This is a genomic window from Amycolatopsis sp. cmx-4-83 (assembly GCF_046548815.1).
Taxonomy (GTDB): Bacteria; Actinomycetota; Actinomycetes; order Mycobacteriales; family Pseudonocardiaceae; genus Amycolatopsis; species Amycolatopsis pretoriensis_A.
The window spans coordinates 144,498-165,438 of sequence record NZ_JAEBEF010000019.1; the positions used below are offsets into that span (position 1 = coordinate 144,498).

At 72.1% G+C, this 20,941-nt stretch carries 16 protein-coding genes; 10 read left to right on the forward strand and 6 right to left on the reverse strand.

Annotated elements, in window-relative coordinates; translation table 11 throughout:
* Positions 1-271: 271 nt before the first annotated feature.
* The 5 genes from gltB to ACLJQM_RS43635 all read left to right on the forward strand — a co-directional run bounded on the left by gltB (position 272) and on the right by ACLJQM_RS43635 (position 10,607).
* Positions 272-4,825: a glutamate synthase large subunit gene (gene gltB, locus ACLJQM_RS43615; RefSeq protein WP_410636122.1), complete on the forward strand. Its 4,554-nt coding sequence runs from the start codon at positions 272-274 to the stop codon at positions 4,823-4,825.
* Positions 4,818-6,326, forward strand: a complete 1,509-nt coding sequence (locus ACLJQM_RS43620; RefSeq protein WP_410636123.1) for a glutamate synthase subunit beta — start codon at positions 4,818-4,820, stop codon at positions 6,324-6,326. Before gltB ends, ACLJQM_RS43620 begins: the two co-directional genes overlap by 8 nt.
* A 466-nt stretch (positions 6,327-6,792) precedes the next feature.
* Positions 6,793-7,680, forward strand: coding sequence for a trypsin-like serine peptidase (locus ACLJQM_RS43625; RefSeq protein WP_410636124.1), 888 nt, complete (start codon positions 6,793-6,795; stop codon positions 7,678-7,680).
* Positions 7,681-7,762: 82 nt separating this feature from the next.
* Positions 7,763-9,145 carry an alpha/beta hydrolase gene (locus ACLJQM_RS43630; protein ID WP_410636125.1) on the forward strand — a complete coding sequence of 461 codons (1,383 nt, stop codon included), beginning with the start codon at positions 7,763-7,765 and terminating at the stop codon, positions 9,143-9,145.
* 70 nt (positions 9,146-9,215) lie between these two features.
* The gene (locus ACLJQM_RS43635) at positions 9,216-10,607 is read left to right on the forward strand and encodes a class II 3-deoxy-7-phosphoheptulonate synthase (RefSeq protein WP_247012357.1); all 1,392 of its coding nucleotides are present in this window, start codon (positions 9,216-9,218) and stop codon (positions 10,605-10,607) included.
* A gap of 4 nt (positions 10,608-10,611) precedes the next feature.
* Here ACLJQM_RS43635 and ACLJQM_RS43640 read toward each other — a convergent pair whose 3' ends face one another.
* Positions 10,612-11,394 carry an SDR family NAD(P)-dependent oxidoreductase gene (locus tag ACLJQM_RS43640; RefSeq protein WP_410636126.1) on the reverse strand — a complete coding sequence of 261 codons (783 nt, stop codon included), beginning with the start codon at positions 11,392-11,394 and terminating at the stop codon, positions 10,612-10,614.
* A gap of 86 nt (positions 11,395-11,480) precedes the next feature.
* Between ACLJQM_RS43640 and ACLJQM_RS43645 the strand changes: the two genes are divergently transcribed.
* Positions 11,481-12,317, forward strand: a complete 837-nt coding sequence (locus tag ACLJQM_RS43645) for a helix-turn-helix transcriptional regulator (RefSeq protein ID WP_410636127.1) — start codon at positions 11,481-11,483, stop codon at positions 12,315-12,317.
* On the opposite strand, the gene ACLJQM_RS43650 is transcribed toward ACLJQM_RS43645, so the two are convergent.
* The 5 genes from ACLJQM_RS43650 to pknB form a co-directional block, all read right to left on the reverse strand.
* Positions 12,314-13,630, reverse strand: coding sequence for a wax ester/triacylglycerol synthase family O-acyltransferase (locus tag ACLJQM_RS43650; RefSeq protein WP_410636128.1), 1,317 nt, complete (start codon positions 13,628-13,630; stop codon positions 12,314-12,316). The genes ACLJQM_RS43645 and ACLJQM_RS43650 overlap by 4 nt on opposite strands.
* A 180-nt stretch (positions 13,631-13,810) precedes the next feature.
* Positions 13,811-14,512, reverse strand: a complete 702-nt coding sequence (locus tag ACLJQM_RS43655; RefSeq protein WP_247012353.1) for a hypothetical protein — start codon at positions 14,510-14,512, stop codon at positions 13,811-13,813.
* A 136-nt stretch (positions 14,513-14,648) separates the two neighbouring features.
* The gene (locus ACLJQM_RS43660) at positions 14,649-16,154 is read right to left on the reverse strand and encodes a flotillin family protein (RefSeq protein WP_247012352.1); all 1,506 of its coding nucleotides are present in this window, start codon (positions 16,152-16,154) and stop codon (positions 14,649-14,651) included.
* Positions 16,155-16,209: 55 nt separating this feature from the next.
* Complete coding sequence (locus ACLJQM_RS43665) at positions 16,210-16,419, reverse strand: hypothetical protein (protein WP_247012350.1); 210 nt, start codon at positions 16,417-16,419, stop codon at positions 16,210-16,212.
* On the reverse strand, positions 16,416-18,443 hold the full coding sequence (gene pknB, locus ACLJQM_RS43670; protein WP_410636129.1) for a Stk1 family PASTA domain-containing Ser/Thr kinase: 2,028 nt from the start codon (positions 18,441-18,443) through the stop codon (positions 16,416-16,418). Before pknB ends, ACLJQM_RS43665 begins: the two co-directional genes overlap by 4 nt.
* Positions 18,444-18,546: 103 nt before the next feature.
* Between pknB and ACLJQM_RS43675 the strand changes: the two genes are divergently transcribed.
* From ACLJQM_RS43675 to ACLJQM_RS43690, 4 genes are all read left to right on the forward strand, one after another.
* Positions 18,547-18,915 (forward strand): Rv2175c family DNA-binding protein, encoded by a 369-nt coding sequence (locus ACLJQM_RS43675; RefSeq protein ID WP_360766479.1) that lies wholly within the window; start codon positions 18,547-18,549, stop codon positions 18,913-18,915.
* 115 nt (positions 18,916-19,030) lie between these two features.
* Complete coding sequence (locus tag ACLJQM_RS43680; protein WP_410636130.1) at positions 19,031-19,369, forward strand: hypothetical protein; 339 nt, start codon at positions 19,031-19,033, stop codon at positions 19,367-19,369.
* 6 nt (positions 19,370-19,375) lie between these two features.
* Positions 19,376-19,675 carry a hypothetical protein gene (locus tag ACLJQM_RS43685; RefSeq protein ID WP_410636131.1) on the forward strand — a complete coding sequence of 100 codons (300 nt, stop codon included), beginning with the start codon at positions 19,376-19,378 and terminating at the stop codon, positions 19,673-19,675.
* Between the two features lie 360 nt (positions 19,676-20,035).
* Positions 20,036-20,548, forward strand: a complete 513-nt coding sequence (locus tag ACLJQM_RS43690) for a CGNR zinc finger domain-containing protein (RefSeq protein ID WP_360767415.1) — start codon at positions 20,036-20,038, stop codon at positions 20,546-20,548.
* Positions 20,549-20,941: the final 393 nt, after the last annotated feature.

A 20,941-nucleotide genomic window follows, 5' to 3' on the forward strand; every position in this document is an offset into this window, starting at 1 on the left:
GGATGTGCCGGGTCGGACTGGTCACGTTAGGCTCGGCCGGAGTTTCCGGGCCGTATACTTAGCGCCGCGAACTACCGGGAACCCATCAGGAACTACGTCGTTCCGCGCTGCCGGATCGTTACCGTCCGGCGCTGTTCGGGGCAGTCCGGATTGATGCTGACGTGTTTCCCAGGTGTTAAAGTCGCGCTAACAAGCGGGCCATCGTCGTCCCGTGCGCTCCCGGCCGGTAGCCCGGCCCCGCACGACAGACGACGAAGGAGGTCCCTTCTTCATGATCTTCTCCGCCATTCCCGGCAAGCAGGGTCTCTACGACCCGGAGACCGAACAGGACTCCTGCGGTGTGGCCATGGTGGCCGACATCCGCGGGCGCCGCTCCCACGGAATCGTCACCGACGGCCTGGCCGCGCTGACGAACCTCGACCACCGCGGCGCCGCCGGCGCCGAACCCACCAGCGGCGACGGCGCCGGCATCCTGCTGCAGCTGCCCGATGTGCTGCTGCGCGCGGAAGCCGGCTTCGCGCTGCCCGAACCCGACGAGCGCGGCCACCACACCTACGCCGCCGGCATCGCGTTCCTCCCCCAAGACGCCGAGCAGCGCCGCAAGGCCGTCGAGCTGGCCGAACGCATCGCCGTCGAAGAGGGCCTGGAGGTCCTCGGCTGGCGCGAGGTGCCGGTCGACGCCGACCGCGCCGACATCGGCCCGACCGCGCGCTCGGTCATGCCGCACTTCGCCATGCTTTTCGTCACCGCCGACGGAAAAGCGGGCCTGGAGCTCGACCGCTTGGCCTTCTGCCTGCGCAAGCGCGTCGAGCACGAAAGCGCGAACTCCGGCTGTGGCACGTACTTCCCGTCGCTGTCCTCGCGGACGATCGTCTACAAGGGCATGGTGACGCCGGAGCAGCTGCCGGCGTTCTTCGCCGACCTCCGCGACGAGCGGCTGGAAAGCGCCATCGCGCTGGTGCACTCCCGCTTCTCCACCAACACCTTCCCGTCGTGGCCGCTGGCCCACCCGTTCCGGTTCGTGGCCCACAACGGCGAGATCAACACCATCCGCGGCAACCGCAACCGCATGCGGGCCCGCGAGGCGCTGCTGGAATCCGAGCTCCTCGACGGCGACCTGTCGCGGCTGTTCCCGATCTGCTCGCCGGACGCTTCGGACTCGGCGTCCTTCGACGAGGTCCTCGAGCTGCTGCACCTGGGCGGCCGGTCGCTGCCGCACGCGGTGCTCATGATGATCCCGGAGGCGTGGGAGAACCACGCCACCATGAAGCCCGAGCGCCGCGCGTTCTACCAGTTCCACGCCAGCCTGATGGAGCCGTGGGACGGCCCGGCGTGCGTCACCTTCACCGACGGCAGCCTGGTCGGGGCGGTCCTGGACCGCAACGGCCTGCGCCCCGCGCGCTGGTGGCGCACGGCCGACGACCGCGTCGTCCTCGCCAGCGAGGCCGGCGTCCTGGACGTTCCCGCCGCCGACGTCGTGGCCAAGGGACGGCTCAAGCCCGGCAAGATGTTCCTCGTCGACACCGAGGCCGGCCGGATCGTGGACGACGAAGAGGTCAAGTCCGCCCTCGCCGGCGAACTGCCCTACGACGCCTGGCTGCACGCCGGGCTGCTGAAGATCGCCGAGCTGCCCGACCGCGACCACGTCGTGCAGAGCCACGATTCGGTGCTGCGCCGTCAGCTTTCCTTCGGCTACACCGAAGAAGAGCTCAAGATCCTGCTGGCGCCGATGGCCGAGAAGGGCGCCGAGCCGATCGGCTCGATGGGCTCGGACACCCCGCCCGCGGTGCTGTCGCAGCGATCCCGGCTCCTCTACGACTACTTCAAGCAGAACTTCGCGCAGGTCACCAACCCGCCGCTGGACGCGATCCGCGAAGAGCTCGTCACCTGCATGGCGCGGATCATGGGCCCGGAGCGCAACCTCCTGGCCCCCGGCCCGGCGTCCTGCCGGCACCTGAAGCTGCCGTACCCCGTCATCGACAACGACGAGCTGGCGAAGCTCATCCACATCAACGACGACGGCGACCTCCCGGGCTTCGCGTGCAGTGTCCTTTCCGGACTGTACGAAGTGGACGGTGGCGCCGAGGCGCTGGCCGGTGCGATCGAGCGCGTCCGGCGTGAGGCGTCCGAGGCGATCGCGGCCGGCGCGCGCACGCTGGTGCTGTCCGACCGCGACTCCGACCACCGGATGGCGCCGATCCCGTCGCTGCTGCTGGTTTCCGCGGTGCACCACCACCTGGTCCGCACCAAGGAGCGCCTGCGCGTCGCGCTCGTCGTCGAATCCGGCGACGCCCGCGAGGTGCACCACATCGCGCTGCTGCTCGGCTACGGCGCCGCCGCGGTCAACCCGTACCTGGCCTTCGAGACCATCGAGGACATGATCGGGCAGGGCGCGGTCACCGGCATCGAGCCCGCCAAGGCGATCCGCAACTACGTGCAGGCGCTCGTGAAGGGTGTCCTGAAGATCATGTCCAAGATGGGCATCTCGACGGTCGGCGCGTACACCGCCGCCCAGGTCTTCGAATCCCTCGGCCTGGCCCAGGACCTGCTCGACGAGTACTTCACCGGGACGTCGTCGAAGCTCGGCGGCGTCGGCCTGACCGTGCTCGCCGAAGAGGTGGCCGTGCGCCACCGCCGCGCGTACCCGGACAACCCGACCGAGCGCGTCCACCGTGGACTCGACACCGGCGGCGAGTACGCCTACCGCCGCGAGGGCGAGCTGCACCTGTTCACGCCGGAGACGGTGTTCCTGCTGCAGCACGCGTCCAAGACCGGCCGCGAAGAGGTGTACCGCAAGTACACCGACGAGGTGCACCGCCTCTACCGCGAAGGCGGCACGCTGCGCGGGCTGTTCGCCTTCCGCGACGGCGTCCGCGAGCCGGTGCCGCTCGACGAGGTCGAGCCCGCCGAAGCGATCTTCAAGCGCTTCAACACCGGCGCGATGTCGTACGGCTCGATCTCGGCCGAGGCGCACGAAACCCTGGCCATCGCGATGAACCGCATCGGCGGCCGGTCCAACACCGGTGAGGGTGGCGAGGACCCGGAACGGCTCTACGACCCCGAGCGGCGCAGCGCGATCAAGCAGGTCGCTTCGGGCCGCTTCGGCGTCACGAGCGAGTACCTGGTCAACGCCGACGACATCCAGATCAAGATGGCGCAGGGCGCCAAGCCCGGCGAGGGCGGCCAGCTGCCGCCGAACAAGGTGTACCCGTGGATCGCGCGGACCCGGCACTCGACGCCGGGCGTGGGCCTCATTTCGCCGCCGCCGCACCACGACATCTACTCGATCGAGGACCTGGCGCAGCTGATCCACGACCTCAAGAACGCCAACGAGCACGCCCGCATCCACGTGAAGCTGGTGTCCTCGCTGGGTGTCGGCACGGTCGCGGCGGGCGTGTCCAAGGCGCACGCGGACGTCGTGCTCATCTCGGGCCACGACGGCGGCACCGGCGCGTCCCCGATGAACTCGCTCAAGCACGCGGGCACGCCGTGGGAGATCGGCCTCGCCGAGACCCAGCAGACGTTGCTGCTCAACGGATTGCGCGACCGGATCACCGTGCAGGTGGACGGCGCCATGAAGACCGGGCGCGACGTCGTCATCGCGGCGCTGCTCGGTGCCGAGGAGTACGGCTTCGCGACGGCCCCGCTCGTCGTCGCGGGCTGCATCATGATGCGCGTCTGCCACCTCGACACCTGCCCCGTCGGCGTCGCCACGCAGAGCCCCGAACTGCGCAAGCGCTACACCGGCCAGGTCGAGCACGTCGTGAACTTCTTCAGGTTCATCGCCGAAGAAGTCCGCGAAACCCTTGCGGCGCTGGGCTTCCGCACACTCGACGAGGCCATCGGCCACGCCGAGCTGCTGGACACCGACGAGGCCGTCGACCACTGGAAGGCGTCCGGTCTGGACCTGGCGCCGATCTTCGAGATGCCGTCGGAGACCCCGTACGGCGGCGCCAAGCGGCGCACCCGCGGCCAGGACCACGGCCTCGAGCACGCGCTCGACCGCACGCTCATCCAGCTCGCCGAGGCGGCGCTGGAAGACGCGCACCACGTGAACATCGAGCTGCCGGTGCGCAACGTCAACCGGACCGTCGGCACGCTGCTCGGCTCGGAGATCACCCGCCGCTACGGCGGGGACGGCCTGCCCGAGGGCACGATCAACGTCACGCTCACCGGCTCGGCGGGGCAGTCGCTCGGCGCGTTCCTGCCGCGCGGCATCACCCTCGACATGGTCGGCGACGCGAACGACTACGTCGGCAAGGGTCTGTCCGGCGGCCGGATCGTGGTCCGCCCCGACCCGGTGGCGTCGTTCGCCGCCGAGGCGCAGACGATCGCGGGCAACACCATCGCCTACGGCGCGACCGGCGGCGAGATCTTCCTGCGCGGCCAGGTCGGCGAACGCTTCTGCGTCCGCAACTCCGGCGCCACGGTCGTCGCCGAGGGCGTCGGCGACCACGCCTTCGAGTACATGACCGGCGGCCGCGCGGTGGTGCTCGGCCCGACCGGGCGCAACCTGGCGGCGGGCATGTCCGGCGGCATGGCGTTCTTGCTCGACGTCGACCGCAAGAAGGTCAACCAGGACATGGTGGACCTGCTCAAGCCGACCGCCGACGACCTGGCGTGGCTCAAGAAAACGGTGCAGCAGCACCACGATCTCACCCGCTCCGCGGTGGCGGCCTCGCTGCTCGGCGACTGGCCGCGCCGCTCGGCGGCGTTCACGAAGGTGATGCCGCGCGACTACCAGCGGGTCCTGGACGCGGCGAAGGCGGCCAAGGCCGCCGGCCGCGACGTCGACGAGGCGATCATGGAGGCCGCTCGTGGCTGACCCGACCGGTTTCCTGAAGTACGACCGCGAAGAGCCGCCGAAGAAGTCCTACGAGGAACGGCTTTCTTCGTGGGGTGAGGTCTACGCGGACGTTCCTTCCGCCGAGCGCAACGAAAAGGTGCGCAAGCAGGCGTCGCGGTGCATGGACTGCGGCATCCCGTTCTGCCACTCCGGCGGCTCGGGTTGCCCGCTGGGCAACCTGATCCCGGAGTGGAACGACCTGGTCCGCCGCGGCGACTGGGCCGCGGCGAGCGACCGGCTGCACGCGACCAACAACTTCCCGGAGTTCACCGGGAAGCTGTGCCCGGCGCCGTGCGAGGCGGGCTGCGTGCTGTCGATCTCGCCGGACTCCGGCGGGCCGGTGGCGATCAAGCGCGTCGAGCAGACGATCGCCGACCAGTCGTGGGAAGCGGGCTACGTCCAGCCGCAGATGTCCGAAGTGGCCAGTGGCCGCCGCGTCGCGGTGGTCGGCTCCGGCCCGGCCGGCCTCGCGGCCGCCCAGCAGCTGACCCGCGCGGGCCACGAGGTCACGGTGTTCGAGCGCGACGACCGCCTCGGCGGCCTGCTGCGCTACGGCATCCCCGAGTTCAAGATGGAGAAGAAGGTCCTCGACCGCCGCCTCGCGCAGCTGCGCAAGGAGGGCACCCGGTTCGTCACCGGCTGCGAGGTCGGCGTCGACCTCTCGGTGGAAGACCTGCGCGCGCAGTACGACGCCGTCGTGCTGGCGGTCGGCGCCCTGCGCGGCCGCGACGACACGACGACGCCGGGCCGCGAGCTCACGGGCATCCACCTGGCGATGGAACACCTAGTCCCGGCCAACAAGTACGTCGAAGGCGACGGCCCGCCGTCGATCGACGCCCGCGACAAGCACGTCCTCATCATCGGCGGCGGCGACACGGGCGCGGACTCCTACGGCACGGCCACCCGCCAGGGCGCGCGCTCGGTGACCCAGCTGGACCAGTACCCGACCCCACCGTCCACAAGGGACAACGAGCGCTCACCGTGGCCGACTTGGCCGTACATCCTGCGCACGTACCCGGCCCACGAGGAAGCGGGCGAGCGCAAGTTCGCGGTGGCGGTCAAGCGTTTCGTCGGCGACGAGACCGGCCACGTGCGCGCGGTCGAGCTCCAGCAGGTCCGCGTCCGCAAGGACCCGACGACGGGCCGCCGCGAGGTCATCCCGGTGACGGAGGAGATCGAGACGGTCCCGGCCGACCTTGTTCTGCTGGCGATCGGCTTCGAAGGCGTCGAGGAGATGCCGTTGCTGTCCGGGCTGGGCCTCTCGCTGACCCGGCGGGGAACGCTTTCCTGCGGCGCGGACTGGCAGACGGAGACGCCGGGGGTGTTCGTTTGTGGTGACGCGCACCGCGGGGCGTCGCTGGTGGTGTGGGCGATCGCGGAGGGCCGTTCGGTGGCCAACGCGGTGGACACGTACCTGACTGGTGCTTCGGACCTCCCGGCGCCAGTGCACCCGACGGCGCTGCCGCTCGCGGTGGTCTGATCCTCGGTTCTCCGGAAGCCCCCTCGTCACCGGTGAGGGGGCTTCCGGCGTAACACCGGGCGTTCCCGCAGCGACGCTGGGAGAGCCGGCGAAAGGTCGAACGGGCGCTTCACCTCGCCGGTACCTCGCTGACCGGGTACCAACCGAGTGAGGTGCTGCTGGCGATGGCCCGTCGCGCGGCGAAGCCCGCGCGATCGCGGATCCTCGCGGACGTGGCGCAGTCGAACGAACGGCCATCGATCTTGTCAGCCTTCGGCCGGGCGAGTTCCCCGGTGTGCCCGAGGTGGTCGACCAGTTCGTCACGCTCCAGGAGGCCCGGCTGGGCCTTGCCTCCGAAGAGGGATGACTACGTCGACCGGCGGCCACGGCGACCGCCGAACGGCGGTGTGCGCTCCGTGTCAGGACAACTACTTTCGAGTAGCTGTGCCGCTTTTGCGGCAATTCACTTTCGCGGAAGGTGGGTGTCTTGAAGCGCACGACATTCCGGGCCGCGGTCCTCACCGCCGTCCTTTCGCTTGTGTTCGGCCTCGTCAGCACGCCCGCTCAGGCAGCGGCGAAACCCTTCTGGACGCCCGATGCCATGCGGGCGGCCGTTCCGATGGACAACCTCGTCAAGGTCCCCGCCTCCACGCCGAAAGACGTGGCCAAGGGGCAGAGCGCGATCATCCGGAGCATCCCCAACGCCGGAGGAGCCTGGACCGGCGGTGGCAAGGTCACCCAGACCGCCGGGCGGGTGTTCTTCCTCTTCAACGGGCAGAAAGCGTCCTGCTCCGGGGACGCCGTCACCAGCGCCAACGGCAGTGTCGTCGTCACCGCCGGGCACTGCGTCAAGTACCAGGGCACCTGGCACACCGAATGGGTCTTCGTGCCCGGGTACACCAACGGCAACGCGCCCTACGGCCAGTGGGCCGCGAAGACCACGCTCACCACGCCGCAGTGGGAAGCCGGTGAGGACATGAACTACGACGTCGGCATGGCCGTCGTCAACCCGCTGAACGGGCAGCGGCTCACGGACGTTGTGGGCGCGCAGGGGATCGCCTTCAACCAGCCGAAGAACCAGAGCATGTACACCTTCGGCTACCCGGCCGCCGCGCCGTACGACGGGACGAAGCTGATCTACTGCAGCGGGAGTACCTTCACCGACTTCCTGCTCACCAAGGACCACGGCATGAACTGCGACATGACTGGCGGCTCCAGCGGCGGGCCGTGGTTCCTTTCGTTCGACGAGAGCACCGGCACCGGCGTGCAGGCTTCGGTCAACAGCTTCGGCTACACCTTCCTGCCGGGCTACATGTTCGGGCCGTACTTCGGCACCGACGCGCAGAACCTGTACAACCGCGCGCAAGCCGCGTGACCGTCGTCAGCCCGGGGGTGGAGCCGCGGTTCCGGCCCCTGGGCTGACGTCCGCCGCGCATCGGCGGGCCAGGCTTGCGGGCATGCGGAAAATACTGCTGTCGCTCGCCTTCCTGCGCGTTCTCGCCGCTCCGCCGGCCGAAGCCGCCCCGAGTCCGAAGTGGACGGTTCCCTGCCCGGACTACGGCCTGAGCCCGTCTCCGACCGTGGGGCTCGAATGCGCGACCTTGCGCGTCCCGCTCGACTACGCGCACCCGGAGCGCACCATCGAGCTGACCCTCTCGCGCCGCGCCGGTGTCCCGGGCAAGAGGCGCGGGGTGCTGCTGATGAACCCCGGCGGGCCCGGCAGTCCCGGGCTCGCCATGCCCGCCCAGCTGGCGCAGCGGATGGGCGGGTCCGGCCTGCCCGACGCCTACGACGTCATCGGTTTCGACCCCCGGGGCACCGGCTACAGCACGCCGGTCACCTGCGACCTGACGCCGGAGCAGCGCGGCGCGGTGCTCGGGCCCTACGCCGAAGGACCCCGGGACGTCGCCGCCACCGCCGTGAAAGCGCGGGCCGTCGTGCGGCAATGCGCGACCGCGTCCACAAAGGACCTGCTGCCGCACATGACGACCGCGAACACCGCGCGCGACCTCGACCGGATCCGCGAGGCGCTCGGGGAGGAGAAGATCTCCTATTACGGCGTCTCGTACGGCAGCTACCTCGGCGCCGCCTACGCCTCGATGTTCCCCGGGCGCGGGGACCGGATCGTGCTGGACAGCGTGCTCGGACCGGGCGGCCTGGACTACCGCGCCCAGCTGCGGTTCGCGGAAGGGTTCGACGACCGCTTCCCGGACTTCGCGGCGTGGGCCGCGCGGCGCGACGACGTCTACCACCTGGGCCGGACCGAGGCGGCGGTGACGGCGAAGTTCTTCGCACTCGCCGCCGCTCGTGGACCGGGGTTCCGGGCCGGCACGTGGAACGCGCTCTACGACGACGCGCTGTTCCCCGTCCTCGCCGCGGACTGGGCGGGCACCGCGCGGGCCGCGGGCGGGTCCCTCGACGGGGACAACCACGCCGCCCTCCAGCTGCAGGTGCTGTGCAACGACTCCGACTGGCCCGGGCGGATCGGCACCTACCAGCTCGTGGTCGAGCGCGAACGGCGCCGCCACCCGATGTTCGGCCCGGCCGCGGCGAACGTGAACCCGTGCGCGTTCTGGCCCGCCGGACGCGCGGAACCGGCGGTGCGCGTGGGCGGCCTCGGCCCGGCGAACGTCCTGCTGGTGCAGAACCTGCGCGACCCGGCGACCCCGCTGTCCGGCGCGCGCGAAACGCGAGCGGCTTTCGGGTCCCGGGCGCGGCTGGTGACCGTCGACGCCGGCGGGCACGGCGTCTTCACGCGGGAGAACGCGTGCGGCAACCGACTGGTGCTGGGCTACCTGCGCGACGGGGTCTTCCCGGCGGCGGACGGGCCGTGCCGATGACGTCCGCAGCTCAGGGGGCCTGGGCTGACCGGGCGGAACGCCGTGAGGCGCGAACCTTATCCTGGTCTGCGTGAACTGGACTGTGGACGTCCCCGTCGACACACTGCCCGAACTGCCGCCGCTGCCGCCCGGTCTGCGGGAGCGGCTGGACGACGCGCTGGCCCGGCCGGCCGCGCAGCAGCCGGAGTGGCCCGACCCGGACGCGACCCGCCGGGTCCGCGGCGTGCTCGAGAGCGTGCCGCCGATCACGGTCCCGGCCGAGATCGACCGGCTCAAGGACCGGCTGGCCATGGTCGCCCGCGGCGAGGCGTTCCTCCTGCAGGGTGGCGACTGCGCCGAGACGTTCGAGTCCAACACCGAGCCGCACATCCGGGCCAACCTGCGCACGCTGCTGCAGATGGCCGTCGTGCTGACCTACGGCGCGAGCCTGCCGGTGGTCAAGGTCGGGCGCATCGCCGGCCAGTACGCGAAGCCGCGGTCGGCCGCGACGGACGCGCTGGGCCTGCCGGTCTACCGCGGCGACATCATCAACTCGCTGGTCGCCAAGCCCGAGCTGCGCGTGCCGGACCCCGGCCGGATGATCCGCGCCTACGCGAACGCGGGCGCCGCGATGAACCTGGTCCGCGCCCTCACCGGCGCCGGCATGGCCGACCTGCACCAGGTGCACGACTGGAACAAGGACTTCGTGTCGGCCTCGCCGGCGGCCCAGCGCTTCGAGGCGCTGGCCAACGAAATCGACCGCGGCCTGCGGTTCATGTCGGCGTGCGGGGTCACCGACACGTCGTTGCAGTCGACGGAGATCTTCGCCAGCCACGAAGCGCTGCTGCTCGACTACGAGCGCTCGATGCTGCGCCTGGACAACGCCGACGCGGCCGACCCGAAGCTCTACAACCTGTCCTCGCACTTCCTCTGGGTCGGCGAGCGGACCCGCCAGCTGGACGGCGCGCACATCGCGTTCGCCGAGCTGCTGGCCAACCCGATCGGGTTGAAGATCGGCCCGACGACCACGCCCGACCAGGCCGTGGAGTACGTCGAGCGGCTCGACCCGCGCAACGAGCCCGGCCGGCTGACGCTCATCGCGCGGATGGGCAACGGCAAGGTCCGCGAGGTGCTGCCGGCGATCGTCGAGAAGGTCGAGGCGTCCGGGCACAAGGTCATCTGGCAGTGCGACCCGATGCACGGCAACACGCACGAGTCGTCCACCGGCTACAAGACCCGGCACTTCGACCGGATCGTCGACGAGGTCCAGGGCTTCTTCGAGGTGCACAACAAGCTGGGCACCTACCCGGGCGGCATCCACGTCGAGCTGACCGGCGAGGACGTCACCGAGTGCCTCGGCGGCGCCCAGGAGATCTCCGACGTCGACCTGTCGGGCCGCTACGAGACGGCCTGCGACCCGCGGCTGAACACGCAGCAGTCGCTGGAGCTGGCCTTCCTGGTCGCGGAGATGCTCCGCGGCTGACGGCTCACGCGCCCGCGCCGCCGTCGACCGGCACGATCGCGCCGGTCACCATCGACGCGCGGTCGCTGAGCAGCCAGGCGGCCGCCTCGGCGACCTCGCGGGGCTCGGCCATCCGCCCCAGCGGGATCGAGGCGGTGATCCGCTCGACGATCCCGGGGGTCGCGGCTTCCCACTCGTCGATCATGTCCGTGGCGGTGCCGCCGGGGGTGAGGCCGTTGACGCGGATGCCGTGCGGGCCCCACGTCACGGCCGCGGTCTCGGTGATGCTGTTCAGCGCCCGCTTCATGGCGCCGTAGGCGGGCAGGGCGGGGTTGGCGCGGCGGCTGCCGATGCTCGACGTGTTGACGATCGCCCCGCCGCCCGTGCGGCGCATGAGCGCGGCCTCCGCGGTCATGGCCGTCCAGTGCCCGCGGAAGTTCACCGCGAACTGCCGGTCGATGTCGTCCTCGCCGGTGGTGTCGAGCGGACCGGGGGACTGGATGGCCGCGCCGTTGTTGAACGCGCCGTCCAGCCGGCCGTGCCGCCGCTCGACCTGGTCGACGGCGGCCCGGATGCTCCCGGGATCGGCCAGGTCCAGCGCGACGCCGTCGGCGGTGCCGCCCTCGGCCCGGATCTCGGCGGCGAGGGCGTCGAGGGACGCGGTGGTGCGCGCGGCCAGCACGACGGAGGCGCCTTCGCGGGCGAAGAGGTGGGCCGCGGCCGCGCCGATGCCGCGGCTGGCGCCGGTGATGAGCACGACCTTGCCGGCGAGCAGGCCGAGCGAGCGGAAGTCACGGGAGTTCGTCATGCCTTCGACGCTGCCCCGGCCCGGAGCCGCGAGACAGGCACAGGTCGTACCAGGATCCGGCGCCGCGCCCTTCGCATACTGGAGGGGTGGACAAGCAAGAGCTCGGAGCCTTCCTCCGCAGCCGCCGTGAGCGGCTGCGGCCGTCGGACGCCGGCCTGCCCTCGGGGCCGCGCCGGAGAACGCCGGGACTGCGCCGCGAGGAGGTCGCGGTGCTCGCGCACATCTCCACCGAGTACTACGTCCGCCTCGAGCAGGGCCGGGCGCCGCGCCCGTCGGGCGAGGTGCTGGCCGGTATCGCCGAGGCGCTGCGGCTGACCGGCGCCGAGGCCGAGCACCTGCACGTCCTGGCGGGGACCGCGCCGATCCGGAGCGGGCACCACCGCCGTGCCGTGCGCCCCAGCATCCTGGCGCTGCTGCAGCGGCTGCCGCAGACGGCCGCCTTCGTCGTCTCCGCCACGTTCGAGGTGCTGGCGTGGAACGACCTCGCGGCGGCCCTGATGGCGGACTTCGCTGCGGTCCCGCCCGAGGAGCGCAACCTCGCCCGCAAGGCGTTCCTCGCGCCGGCCGGGTCCCTGTACCGGGTCTCCGACACCGCCGAGTTCCGGCTCAACGTCGTCATGGAACTGCGCGCGACCCTGGCCCGCTACCCGGCCGACCCGGCGGTGCGCGGGCTGGTCGACGAGCTGCGCGCGGGCAGCGCCGACTTCGCCCGGCTGTGGGAGCGCCACGACGTGCACGCGGCGCCGGTGCTCACCAAGACCTTCCGGCACCCGGCCGTGGGCGAGGTGACCGTCGACTGCGACTCCCTCACCCTGGCGGGCGACGACCAGCACCTCGTGCTCTACACCGCACCGCCCGGCTCCCGAAGCGCCGAGGCACTGGCGTTCCTGGAAGTGGTCGGCGCGGCGGGCGTGACACCTTAGGACGCGTCCACGAGCCGGTCCGCGGACTTCAGCACCGCGTCGCGCAGCGAGCCGACGTCCGGCACCGCCGCGCCGTTGACCTGCAACCCGACGTGGACCGAGTCGCGGTAGGTGGCCACCGCGATGCCGACCGCGTGCCGCGGGGCCAGCGGCACGAACGGGTAGATCTCCGCCAGCCGGGCGCCGTCGATCGACAGGCGGGCCGGTGGCACCGGGACCGTGGTGACGACCAGGTCGAACAGCATCGGCGCGGCCAAGCCCGCGGTGCGCGTGCCCAGGCGGTGCAGCAGCGGCGGGACGCGGTCGGCCAGCAGCGGCAGCGCGCCGGCACCCCGGCTGGGGCCCGCCGCCTTGTTGCGGGTCATCGCGCGGCGGACCGCGCGCAGCCGCTCGACCGGGTCGTCTTCGCCGACCGGCAGGTCGCACAGGTAGCCGGACAGCTTGTTGCCGCCGAGCCCACCGCCCGCCCGGCCGCGCACGCTCACCGGGATCAGCGCGCGCAGCGTGCGGCCGTCGGCGCGCCGGCCGCGGTTGACCAGCCATTCGCGCAGCGCGCCGGAGAGCACCGCCAGCACGACGTCGTTCGTGGTGCCGCCGTGGGCCCGGCGCACCCGGCGCAGCTCCGCCAGCGGCAGCCGCACGAACCCGAGGCGTCGTTCGGCCGACGTCGGCGCCGACACCGGCGAGAGCGGCGGCCGCGCGGCCCGCACGAGGGACGAGGCGATCCCGGCGGTCTCGTTCGCCTGCCCCCACGCCGTGCCCAGCGCGTCCTTCACCGTGTCCAAAGTGGAGCGCGGCGCCGGGATCGCCCGGGGCAGCGCGGTGCTCCGCTCCGGCAGCTTGACGCCGTCGAGCAGGCCGGCCGCGACCGCGTACGCCCCGGCGCCGTCGGTGAGCGCGTGGTGCAGCTTGAGCAGCAGCGCGAACTTCCCGTCCGGCAGCCCGGTCACGACGGTGAGGTCCCACAGCGGGCGGGTGGTGTCCAGCGGCTCGGCGATCCACCGCGACGCGAACGCCGCCAAGGGGTCCGGATCGTAGAGCGAGCTGAGCACGACGTGGTGGATGTGTTCGGTGGCAACGAATCCCGCGTCCTCGGTCCAGCTGGCGGCGCCGGGAGGGAACAGCTCCGCGCGCGCCCGCTGGCGCAGCTTCGGCAGCCGCGCGGCCCGGTCGGCGAGGAGCGCCGTCAGAGCCCCGGAGTCCACGGGGAGGCGGGGGGTGAACGTGAGCACCGCCCCCATGTGCATCGGGGAGGTTTCGCTTTCCAGGCAAAGGAAAGCGACGTCGAGAGCGCTGAGCGGCGAGCCTGCCATGGGCGACCTTTCCTGGTTCGCGGGTGCACGGCCACGTGCGTCAGGAGGAGGGGATCCACTGCACCAGCCCGACATGACGGCCGGGTGGTCGAAGTGTTTCCACGACGCTAACTACTCACCCCGTTCATCCATTCGAGATACCCCGGGTCGCGGTGCCCGGGGTCACAGATCAGCTGGTGGTCACTCGCCCGGGGTGGATCCGGGCTGCTCTGCCCGCACCACCGGGGTCCCCCAATCGGGGGTCAGTGCCACTTGCTTGCCGACCCGGCGGACCGGCAGGCCGTTCGCCTGCCGCTTGCCGAGTCCCGGCCAGATCTCCGCGGCGTCCTTCGCCGCGGCCCGGATCGCGCCGCCGTCGAGGGTCGTCCGGGTCTCCGGGATTTCCCGGTCGGTCCACTGCACGACGAGCTTGAGCGGGCCGGCCGGGGGCAGCGGCCACAGGAACACCTCGTGCTCGACGGCGAAGCGCGTACCGCCCGCCGCCTGCGCCCGCAGCACCGGGCCGTCGGGCTCGGCGGCCGAGGGCACCGACACCGTTTCCGAGCTGGCCCGGCTGCCGTCGGCGTAGAGCACGCCGATCAGCAGCCCGTTGTAGTCCGGCTTGCGCCGGTGGTCGATCAGCCCCTCGGCGGGGTCGTCGAGCAGGCTGTCCCGCGAGTACACCGTGATGCGCAGCGTCAGCGCCTCCGGCCACACCTCGATGGCCCGCAGCGCGACCACCGTGCGGTCGGCGCGGCCCAGCGGCTGAGCCCAGCTCAGCACGGCCGGGACGATGTGCTCGCGCGGGGCGTCGGTCCAGTGCCGGCCGTTGAACGCGTACAGCTCCTGCTCCGGGACGGGGAACAGGGGACGTTCACGGGGACCGCCGGTGAAGAAGCTCATCGGACGGCCCGCGACACGCAGTCCGGCACCATGCGCCCACGGTAGGACAACGGCCGGGGAATTGCCGCCCCCGATCGGGCGTACGGCCCCGGCTTCCCGTGATCCGGGACACCGGGGCCGTACGCTCCGTGGCCGGTCAGTCGCTCAGCTTGAGCTCGCCGTTCTTGCGCGCGCCTTCGTCGAGCTCGTTCTCGGCCGGCTTGCCCATGGCGTCCATGAGCTGCCGGGCCAGGCCGAGACCGGTTCCGCCGAGCGAAAGCGCCTTGGCGAACATGTCGGACATGCCGTCGGCGCCGTTGAGCACGACCATGTGGTCGATGTTGCCGAACGCGCTCGCGCCCGCCTCGACGATCTCCGGCCAGCGCTCGGCCAGCTGCTGCGCGACGACGGCTTCCTGGTTCTCCGCCAGCGCCGCCGCACGCGCCTTGATGGCGTCCGCCTCGGCGAGACCCTTCGCCCGGGCCGACTCCGCTTCGGCGAGACCCTTCGCCTTCGCGGCCTCCGCGTCGGCCAGCCCGCGGGCCTTGGCCGCGGCCGCCTCCGCTTCACCGGTCGCCCGGGTCGCCCCGGCCGCCGCCTCCGCCCGGGCCTTCGTGGCCTGCGCCTCGGCTTCGGCCGCCGTCTTCACGCGGGTCGCGTCCGCCGCGGCCCGCAGCTCGGTCTCCTTCGCCTCGGCCTGGGCCTTCGCGATCGAAGCGTCACGGGCGGCGTCGGCCGTCGTCCGCGTGTCGTACGCCTTCGCGTCGGCCGGCTTGCGGACCTGCGACTGCAGCCGCTGCTCGGCCAGCGCCGCTTCCAGCTCGGCCGCGCGGGTCTCCTGGACGACGACCTCCTGGCGCGCGGTCGCCTCGGCCAGCGGGCCCGACTGCGACGCCTTCGCCCGGGCCTGGTCCACCTCGGCCTGGTAACCGGCCTGCTGGATCTGGCTTTCGCGGACCGCGGCCGCCTTCTTCGCCGCGGAGACCTGCTCGACCTCGGCGGCCTCCTGGTCGCTGCGCGCCTCGGCGATGCGGGCCGAAGCGGCGATCGCGGCGGCGTGCGGCTTGCCGAGGTTGGTGATGTAGCCCGATTCGTCGTCGATCTCCTGGATCTGCAGCGAATCCACGATCAGCCCGAGCTTGATCATCTCCGTGGCCGAGGACTGGCGCACCTCGCCGGTGAGCGCGTCGCGGTTGTGGATCATCTCCTCGATGGTCAGCCCGCCCACGATCGAGCGCAGGTGCCCGGAGAACAGCTCGTGGATCGTGTCGTTCATGCCCTTTTGCTGGTCCAGGAACCGGCGGGCGGCGTTGGCGATGGAGGCGAAGTCGTCCCCGACCTTGTAGATGACGACGGCCCGCACGGTCACCGGCAGGCCCTGCTTGGTCACGCAGGAGACCTGCAGGTTGACGCCCCGGGTGTCCAGCGACAGCCGCCGCGCGGTCTGGAAGCCGGGCAGGACGTTCACCCCGCGCCCGGTGATGATCTTGAAGCCCAGGCTGTCCGCGGTGTCCGCGCGGTCGACGCGGACGCCGAGCCCGGAGATGATCAGGGCTTCGTTCGGCTCGGCGACCTTGTAGAGCAGCCGCAGGATGCCGAAGATCACCACCAGCGCGACGATGAGACCACCGATGGAAAGCAGCACGATTTCCACGAGACTCATGGCACCGACCCCCTCGCTCTTCTGTTGTGGGTGTGTTGGTGCCTCTTCGACGCCGTCAGCGGCTCAGCGGTTGCCACCGTTCGACATAAACCGTTCGCGGGGGTTCGAAGTCGACCACGAGCACCTGCGTGCCGGAGCGGTAGGTCTCGTCCGGGTCGGCGGGATAGGCGTAGAACGCCTCCGTGCCGCCCCGGACGTTCAGCAGCACCTCGCCGATGAGGCCGGGGCCGATCGTGCCGGTGACGCGGCCGCGGCTGCCGATCACTGGCCGAAGCCCTTGAGCTTGACCTTGGAGCCCTTCTGCACGAACGACCCCGGCTGCGGGTCCTGGTTGAAGACGAAGTCGAACCCGCCGCCGCCCGGGCCGCGCCCGCGGCCGCCGTCGCGGTCGGCCTTCAGCCCGGCCTGCTCGAGGATCTTCTGCGCGTCGTCGAACGAGCGGAACCGGACGTCCGGCACCTGGACGGCGTTGTTGACGAAGACGCCGATCCGCTTTTCCTTCGCCTGCGCGCCGCCCGGCGGGTCGGTCCGGGTGACGGCGCCGCCCGGGACGTCCTGCTTGAACTCCTCGCCCGCCTGGAACGGCTCGAAGCCGGCCTGCTGCAGCAGCTGGAAGGCCTCGTCCTTGCTCCGGCCGGCGACGTCCGGGACCGGCGGCAGCGGGATCGGGCCCTTCGACACGATGATCGTGACCTGGCCGCCGATGTTCAGCTGGCTGCCGGCGGAGGGCTCGGTGCGGATGACCGCGCCCTGCGGGACCTCGGCGTCGTAGTCGTCGGTGCCGCGGACCGGGGTCAGCTGCGCGGTCTTGATCGCGTTCTCGGCATCGGGCAGCGCGGTGCCGGGCCGGACGTCCGGGACCGCCGGGCGGCCCTTGGACAGCACGACCGACACCGTCGAGTTCGGCGCCAGCGGCGTGCCTTCGCCGGGCTCGGCGCGCAGCACGGTGTTCGACGGGACGCTGTTGTCGTACTCCTGGCTGAACTGCGGGGTCAGCTTCACCGACCGCAGCGCGTCGCCGGCCGCGGCCTGGTTCAGCCCCACGAGCTTCGGCACGGTCGCGGTCTTGTCGCCGCCGGTGTCGGTGAGCATGAAGACGAACGCGGTGATCAGCCCGCCGAACAGCAGCGCCGCGCCGGCGACGATGGCGATGAGCTTGCGCTTGTCCTTCGGCTTCTCCGGTTCCGGCTCGCTCCGCCGCCGCGGCGGGTGGGGGCGGACGGGCGGGATCTGCTGGGTGATCCCCGGCGGCGGGGTGCCCGGGTGGCTCAGCGCCCGCGTCGCGTTCGGGCGGTGCACCGGCATCGTCCGCTGGCCGTCCGGCACCTGCGGGATGCGCGGCAGGGTGCGTTCGGTGTCGGCGTGGTCGCCCTGGCCGCGGGAGACCGGGATCGGCACGTTCACCGGCAGCAGCCCCAGCCGGGCGCGCACCGCGGTCAGCTCGGTGAGGAACTCGCCGGCGTCGGCCGGGCGCTGCTCGGGGTCGCGGCGCGTCGCGCGCGTGATCAGGTCGTCGAGCTCCGGCGGCAGATCCGGGCGCAGCAGGCTCGGGCGCGGCACGTCGTCGTTCACGTGCCGGTAGGCCACCGAGATCGCCGTGTCGCCGGTGTAGGGCACCTGGCCGGTCAGCATTTCGTAGAGCAGGATCCCGGCCGAGTAGACGTCGCCGCGTGCCGACGCCGAGCCGGTTTCGACCTGCTCGGGGGAGAGGTAGGCGACGGTGCCGAGGATGACGCTCGAGCTCGTCGTGCCCGCGCTCGCCACCGCCCGCACCAGGCCGAAGTCCGCGACCTTCACCGCGCCGCCGGTGTGCGGGCCGGACCGGCCGATCAGCACGTTCTCCGGCTTGACGTCCCGGTGCACCAGCCCGGCCCGGTGCGCCGACGCCAGCGCCGAGAGCACCGGCTCGGCCACGCTCAGCGCCAGCGCGATGTCCAGGGGACCCCGCTCGTCGAGCAGGTCGCGCAGCGTCCCGCCGTCCACCAGCTCCATGACCAGGAACGCCAGCCCGGACTCGGCGCCCTGCGGCAGGTCGAAGCCCTGGTCGTGCACCGCCACGACGTGCGGGTGGTGCAGCTGCGCCGCGGACTGGGCCTCGCGCACGAAGCGGTCGACGAACGACCGGTCGTCCGCGAACCGCGGGTCCATGATCTTGATCGCGACCGGACGGTCCAGCCGGGTGTCGGTCCCCCGGTAGACGGAAGACATCCCGCCGTGGGCCAGCAGCCGGTCCACCCGGTAGCGCCGCTCGAGGAGCGTGCCGGCCAGGCTGGGGTGGGTGCGTGTCACGGGTATGGATCGTACGGAACCGCACACGCCTCGTGGAGGAGACCTCGCGGGTCACCCGTGCGCACTAGCGGGTGCGGGAGCCGAATGTGGCACAGTGTCACCTGTGAGTGGGATTCCTGTCGCCGATGACGTCCTCGACACCGCCATCGCGGTCCTCCCGTTGCCCGAGGTCGCGAAAGCGCTCGGGACTTCGACCAACAAGGTCCGGCAGATGCTGCGCGACGGGCAGCTGATCGCGCTGAAGCGCGGCGGCGAACTGTGCGTGCCCGGCGACTTCTTCGTCAAGGACGGCGTGGTCAAGGGCCTGGCCGGCACCATCACGGTGCTCGCCGACTCCGGGTTCAGCCGGACGGAGATGCTCCGGTGGCTGTTCACGGCGGACGACACCCTGCCCGGCAGTACCCCGGTCAACGCCCTGCGCACCAGCCACGGCACCGAGGTCAAGCGGCGCGCGCAGGCGATGGCGTTCTGACCTGCGCAGACAGCTGAGCGCCGCGACGGCCTGAACGGCCGCGGCGACGCCGAGGCACGCGGGGAGCGACCACGCGGCCAGCGGACCGGCCAGTGCGGCTCCCGCCGCCAGCCCGGTGATCTTCACGCTCGCCGCCGTCGTGAACACCTGCGCCCGGACGTGCTCGGGCGCTTCCCGGTGGCGGATCGCGAACAAGGCCGTGAGCTGCGGACCTTCGGCCAATCCGGCGGTGGCCGCGGCGACCAGCAGCAGGGTCACGCCGTCGGCGAGCGCGGCCAGGACGGCGCTCGCGGCCAGGACGAGCGTGCTCAGCCACACCGTCCGGTCCGGCGCCCACGGCAGCGGCTTCTTCGCGAAGACCGCGTTGACCAGCAGCGACGCCACGGCCAGCACGGTCATCAGCAGTGCGCCGTCCGTGGGGCCGCGCAGGTGCGCCGCGCCGAGGAGTGGGTAACAGACGGTGACCATGCCGATCCCGGCGCAGGAGAGGGTCGAGGCGACCGTCGCCCGCCTGAGCGCGGCGTTGCGGACCAGAACCGTGAAGCCCTCCTTGAGGTGGGTCGTCGCCTTCCCGGGTTTCTTCGGCAGCGCCCACGCCACCGGCACCGCGACGCCGACCATGGCGACGGCCACGACGAGCCCGGCCGGCCCGCCGAGCAGCCCCGCGAGCCCGGGCCCGGCGAGCGCGGCGGCGGTGAAGGTGAGGGCGTCGAGCCGGCTGGCGCGGGGGAGTTCCGGACCGGCGACGCCGGGCAGCTGAGCGGTCCAGCCGCCCGCGATGGCGGGGTTGAGCAGCCCGGCCGCGGCCGCCACGGCGACCACCCCGGCGAGCGGCAGGTGCCCGAAGACGGCGGCGACGACCGCGAGCCCTCCGGCGTACCCGGCGAGCGCGACGGCGAGCAGCCGCCCGGGCACGGCACTGCGGTCGAGAAGGGCCCCGAACAGGGGGCCACCCACGGCGGCGGCCGCGGTCAGCCCGGCGAGCAGCGCGGACCCGGCGTGCGGCCCGGCGGTGAGGCCGAGCAGGAGGAGAGCGGGGCCGGACAGCTCGTCCCCGGTCCGCGCGAGCGTCGCTCCGACCAGGTAACGCCTTATCATGAGCGAGACGTTACAGTGGGGTATGGCGTTTCCGCACCGGGATTCCGTGCAGCGCGCGGTCGACCTGCTCCGGGTACTGCTCCCGGACCCCGATCCGGCGGCGGTGCGGCGCGTTTTGCTGGCCCACGGCGAAACCGACCTCTCCGAGGTCGACGTTCCGGAACTGCACGCGGCGGCTCTCGAGCTGCTTCCGGTCTTCGCGGCGCCGGACGTCGCTGCGGCGGCCGCGGTGCTGAACGGGTTGTTCGCGACATACGCACGCCCGCCGCGGTTGACCGACCACGACGAGGGCTACGGCTGGCACCTGCACGTCGACGCCTCGGACGACGGCCCGTGGCGCGCGTGGCTGGTGACGTCGTCGGCGCTGGGGCTGGCTTCGCTGCTGGCGGAGCGCCAGGACGTCCCGGGAGGGTTGTGCGCTTCACCGTCGTGCGGCAAGCCGTTCGCCCACACGGGCGGCGGCAGCCCCCGGCGGTTTTGTTCCCCCCGGTGCGCGACACGCGAACGCGTCGCCGCGCACCGCGCGCGAAGGTGACGCACTGAGGTCATGCCCGGGTCTTTCGGCCTGTCTTCGCTGCGGACCGCAACAACCGGCCGGACGTGCGCGACGACGCGGGGGAAGTGCCGGCGAGACCCGAATCGAGAACCGCACGACCTTCCCCGCAGTCCAGCCGCCACCCCACCCGAAGCGGCGCCCCAGGTGGCCGTGGATCACCGCGGCGGTGGGTGCCGTCGTCATCGTCGGCTCGATCTCCATGGCCACCTCGCCGAAGCCGGCGCTCACGGCCGAGGCGACTTCGGACCTGACTGTCCGCACGACGGACCCCGGTCGCCGCGGCCGCTGAAAGTTCCGCCGCGAAGGCGAGCTGGGAAGCCCAGGAAAGTCGGAACTCGGAGGCGGCCGATGCTTCGTCCTCGGCTGCCGAAC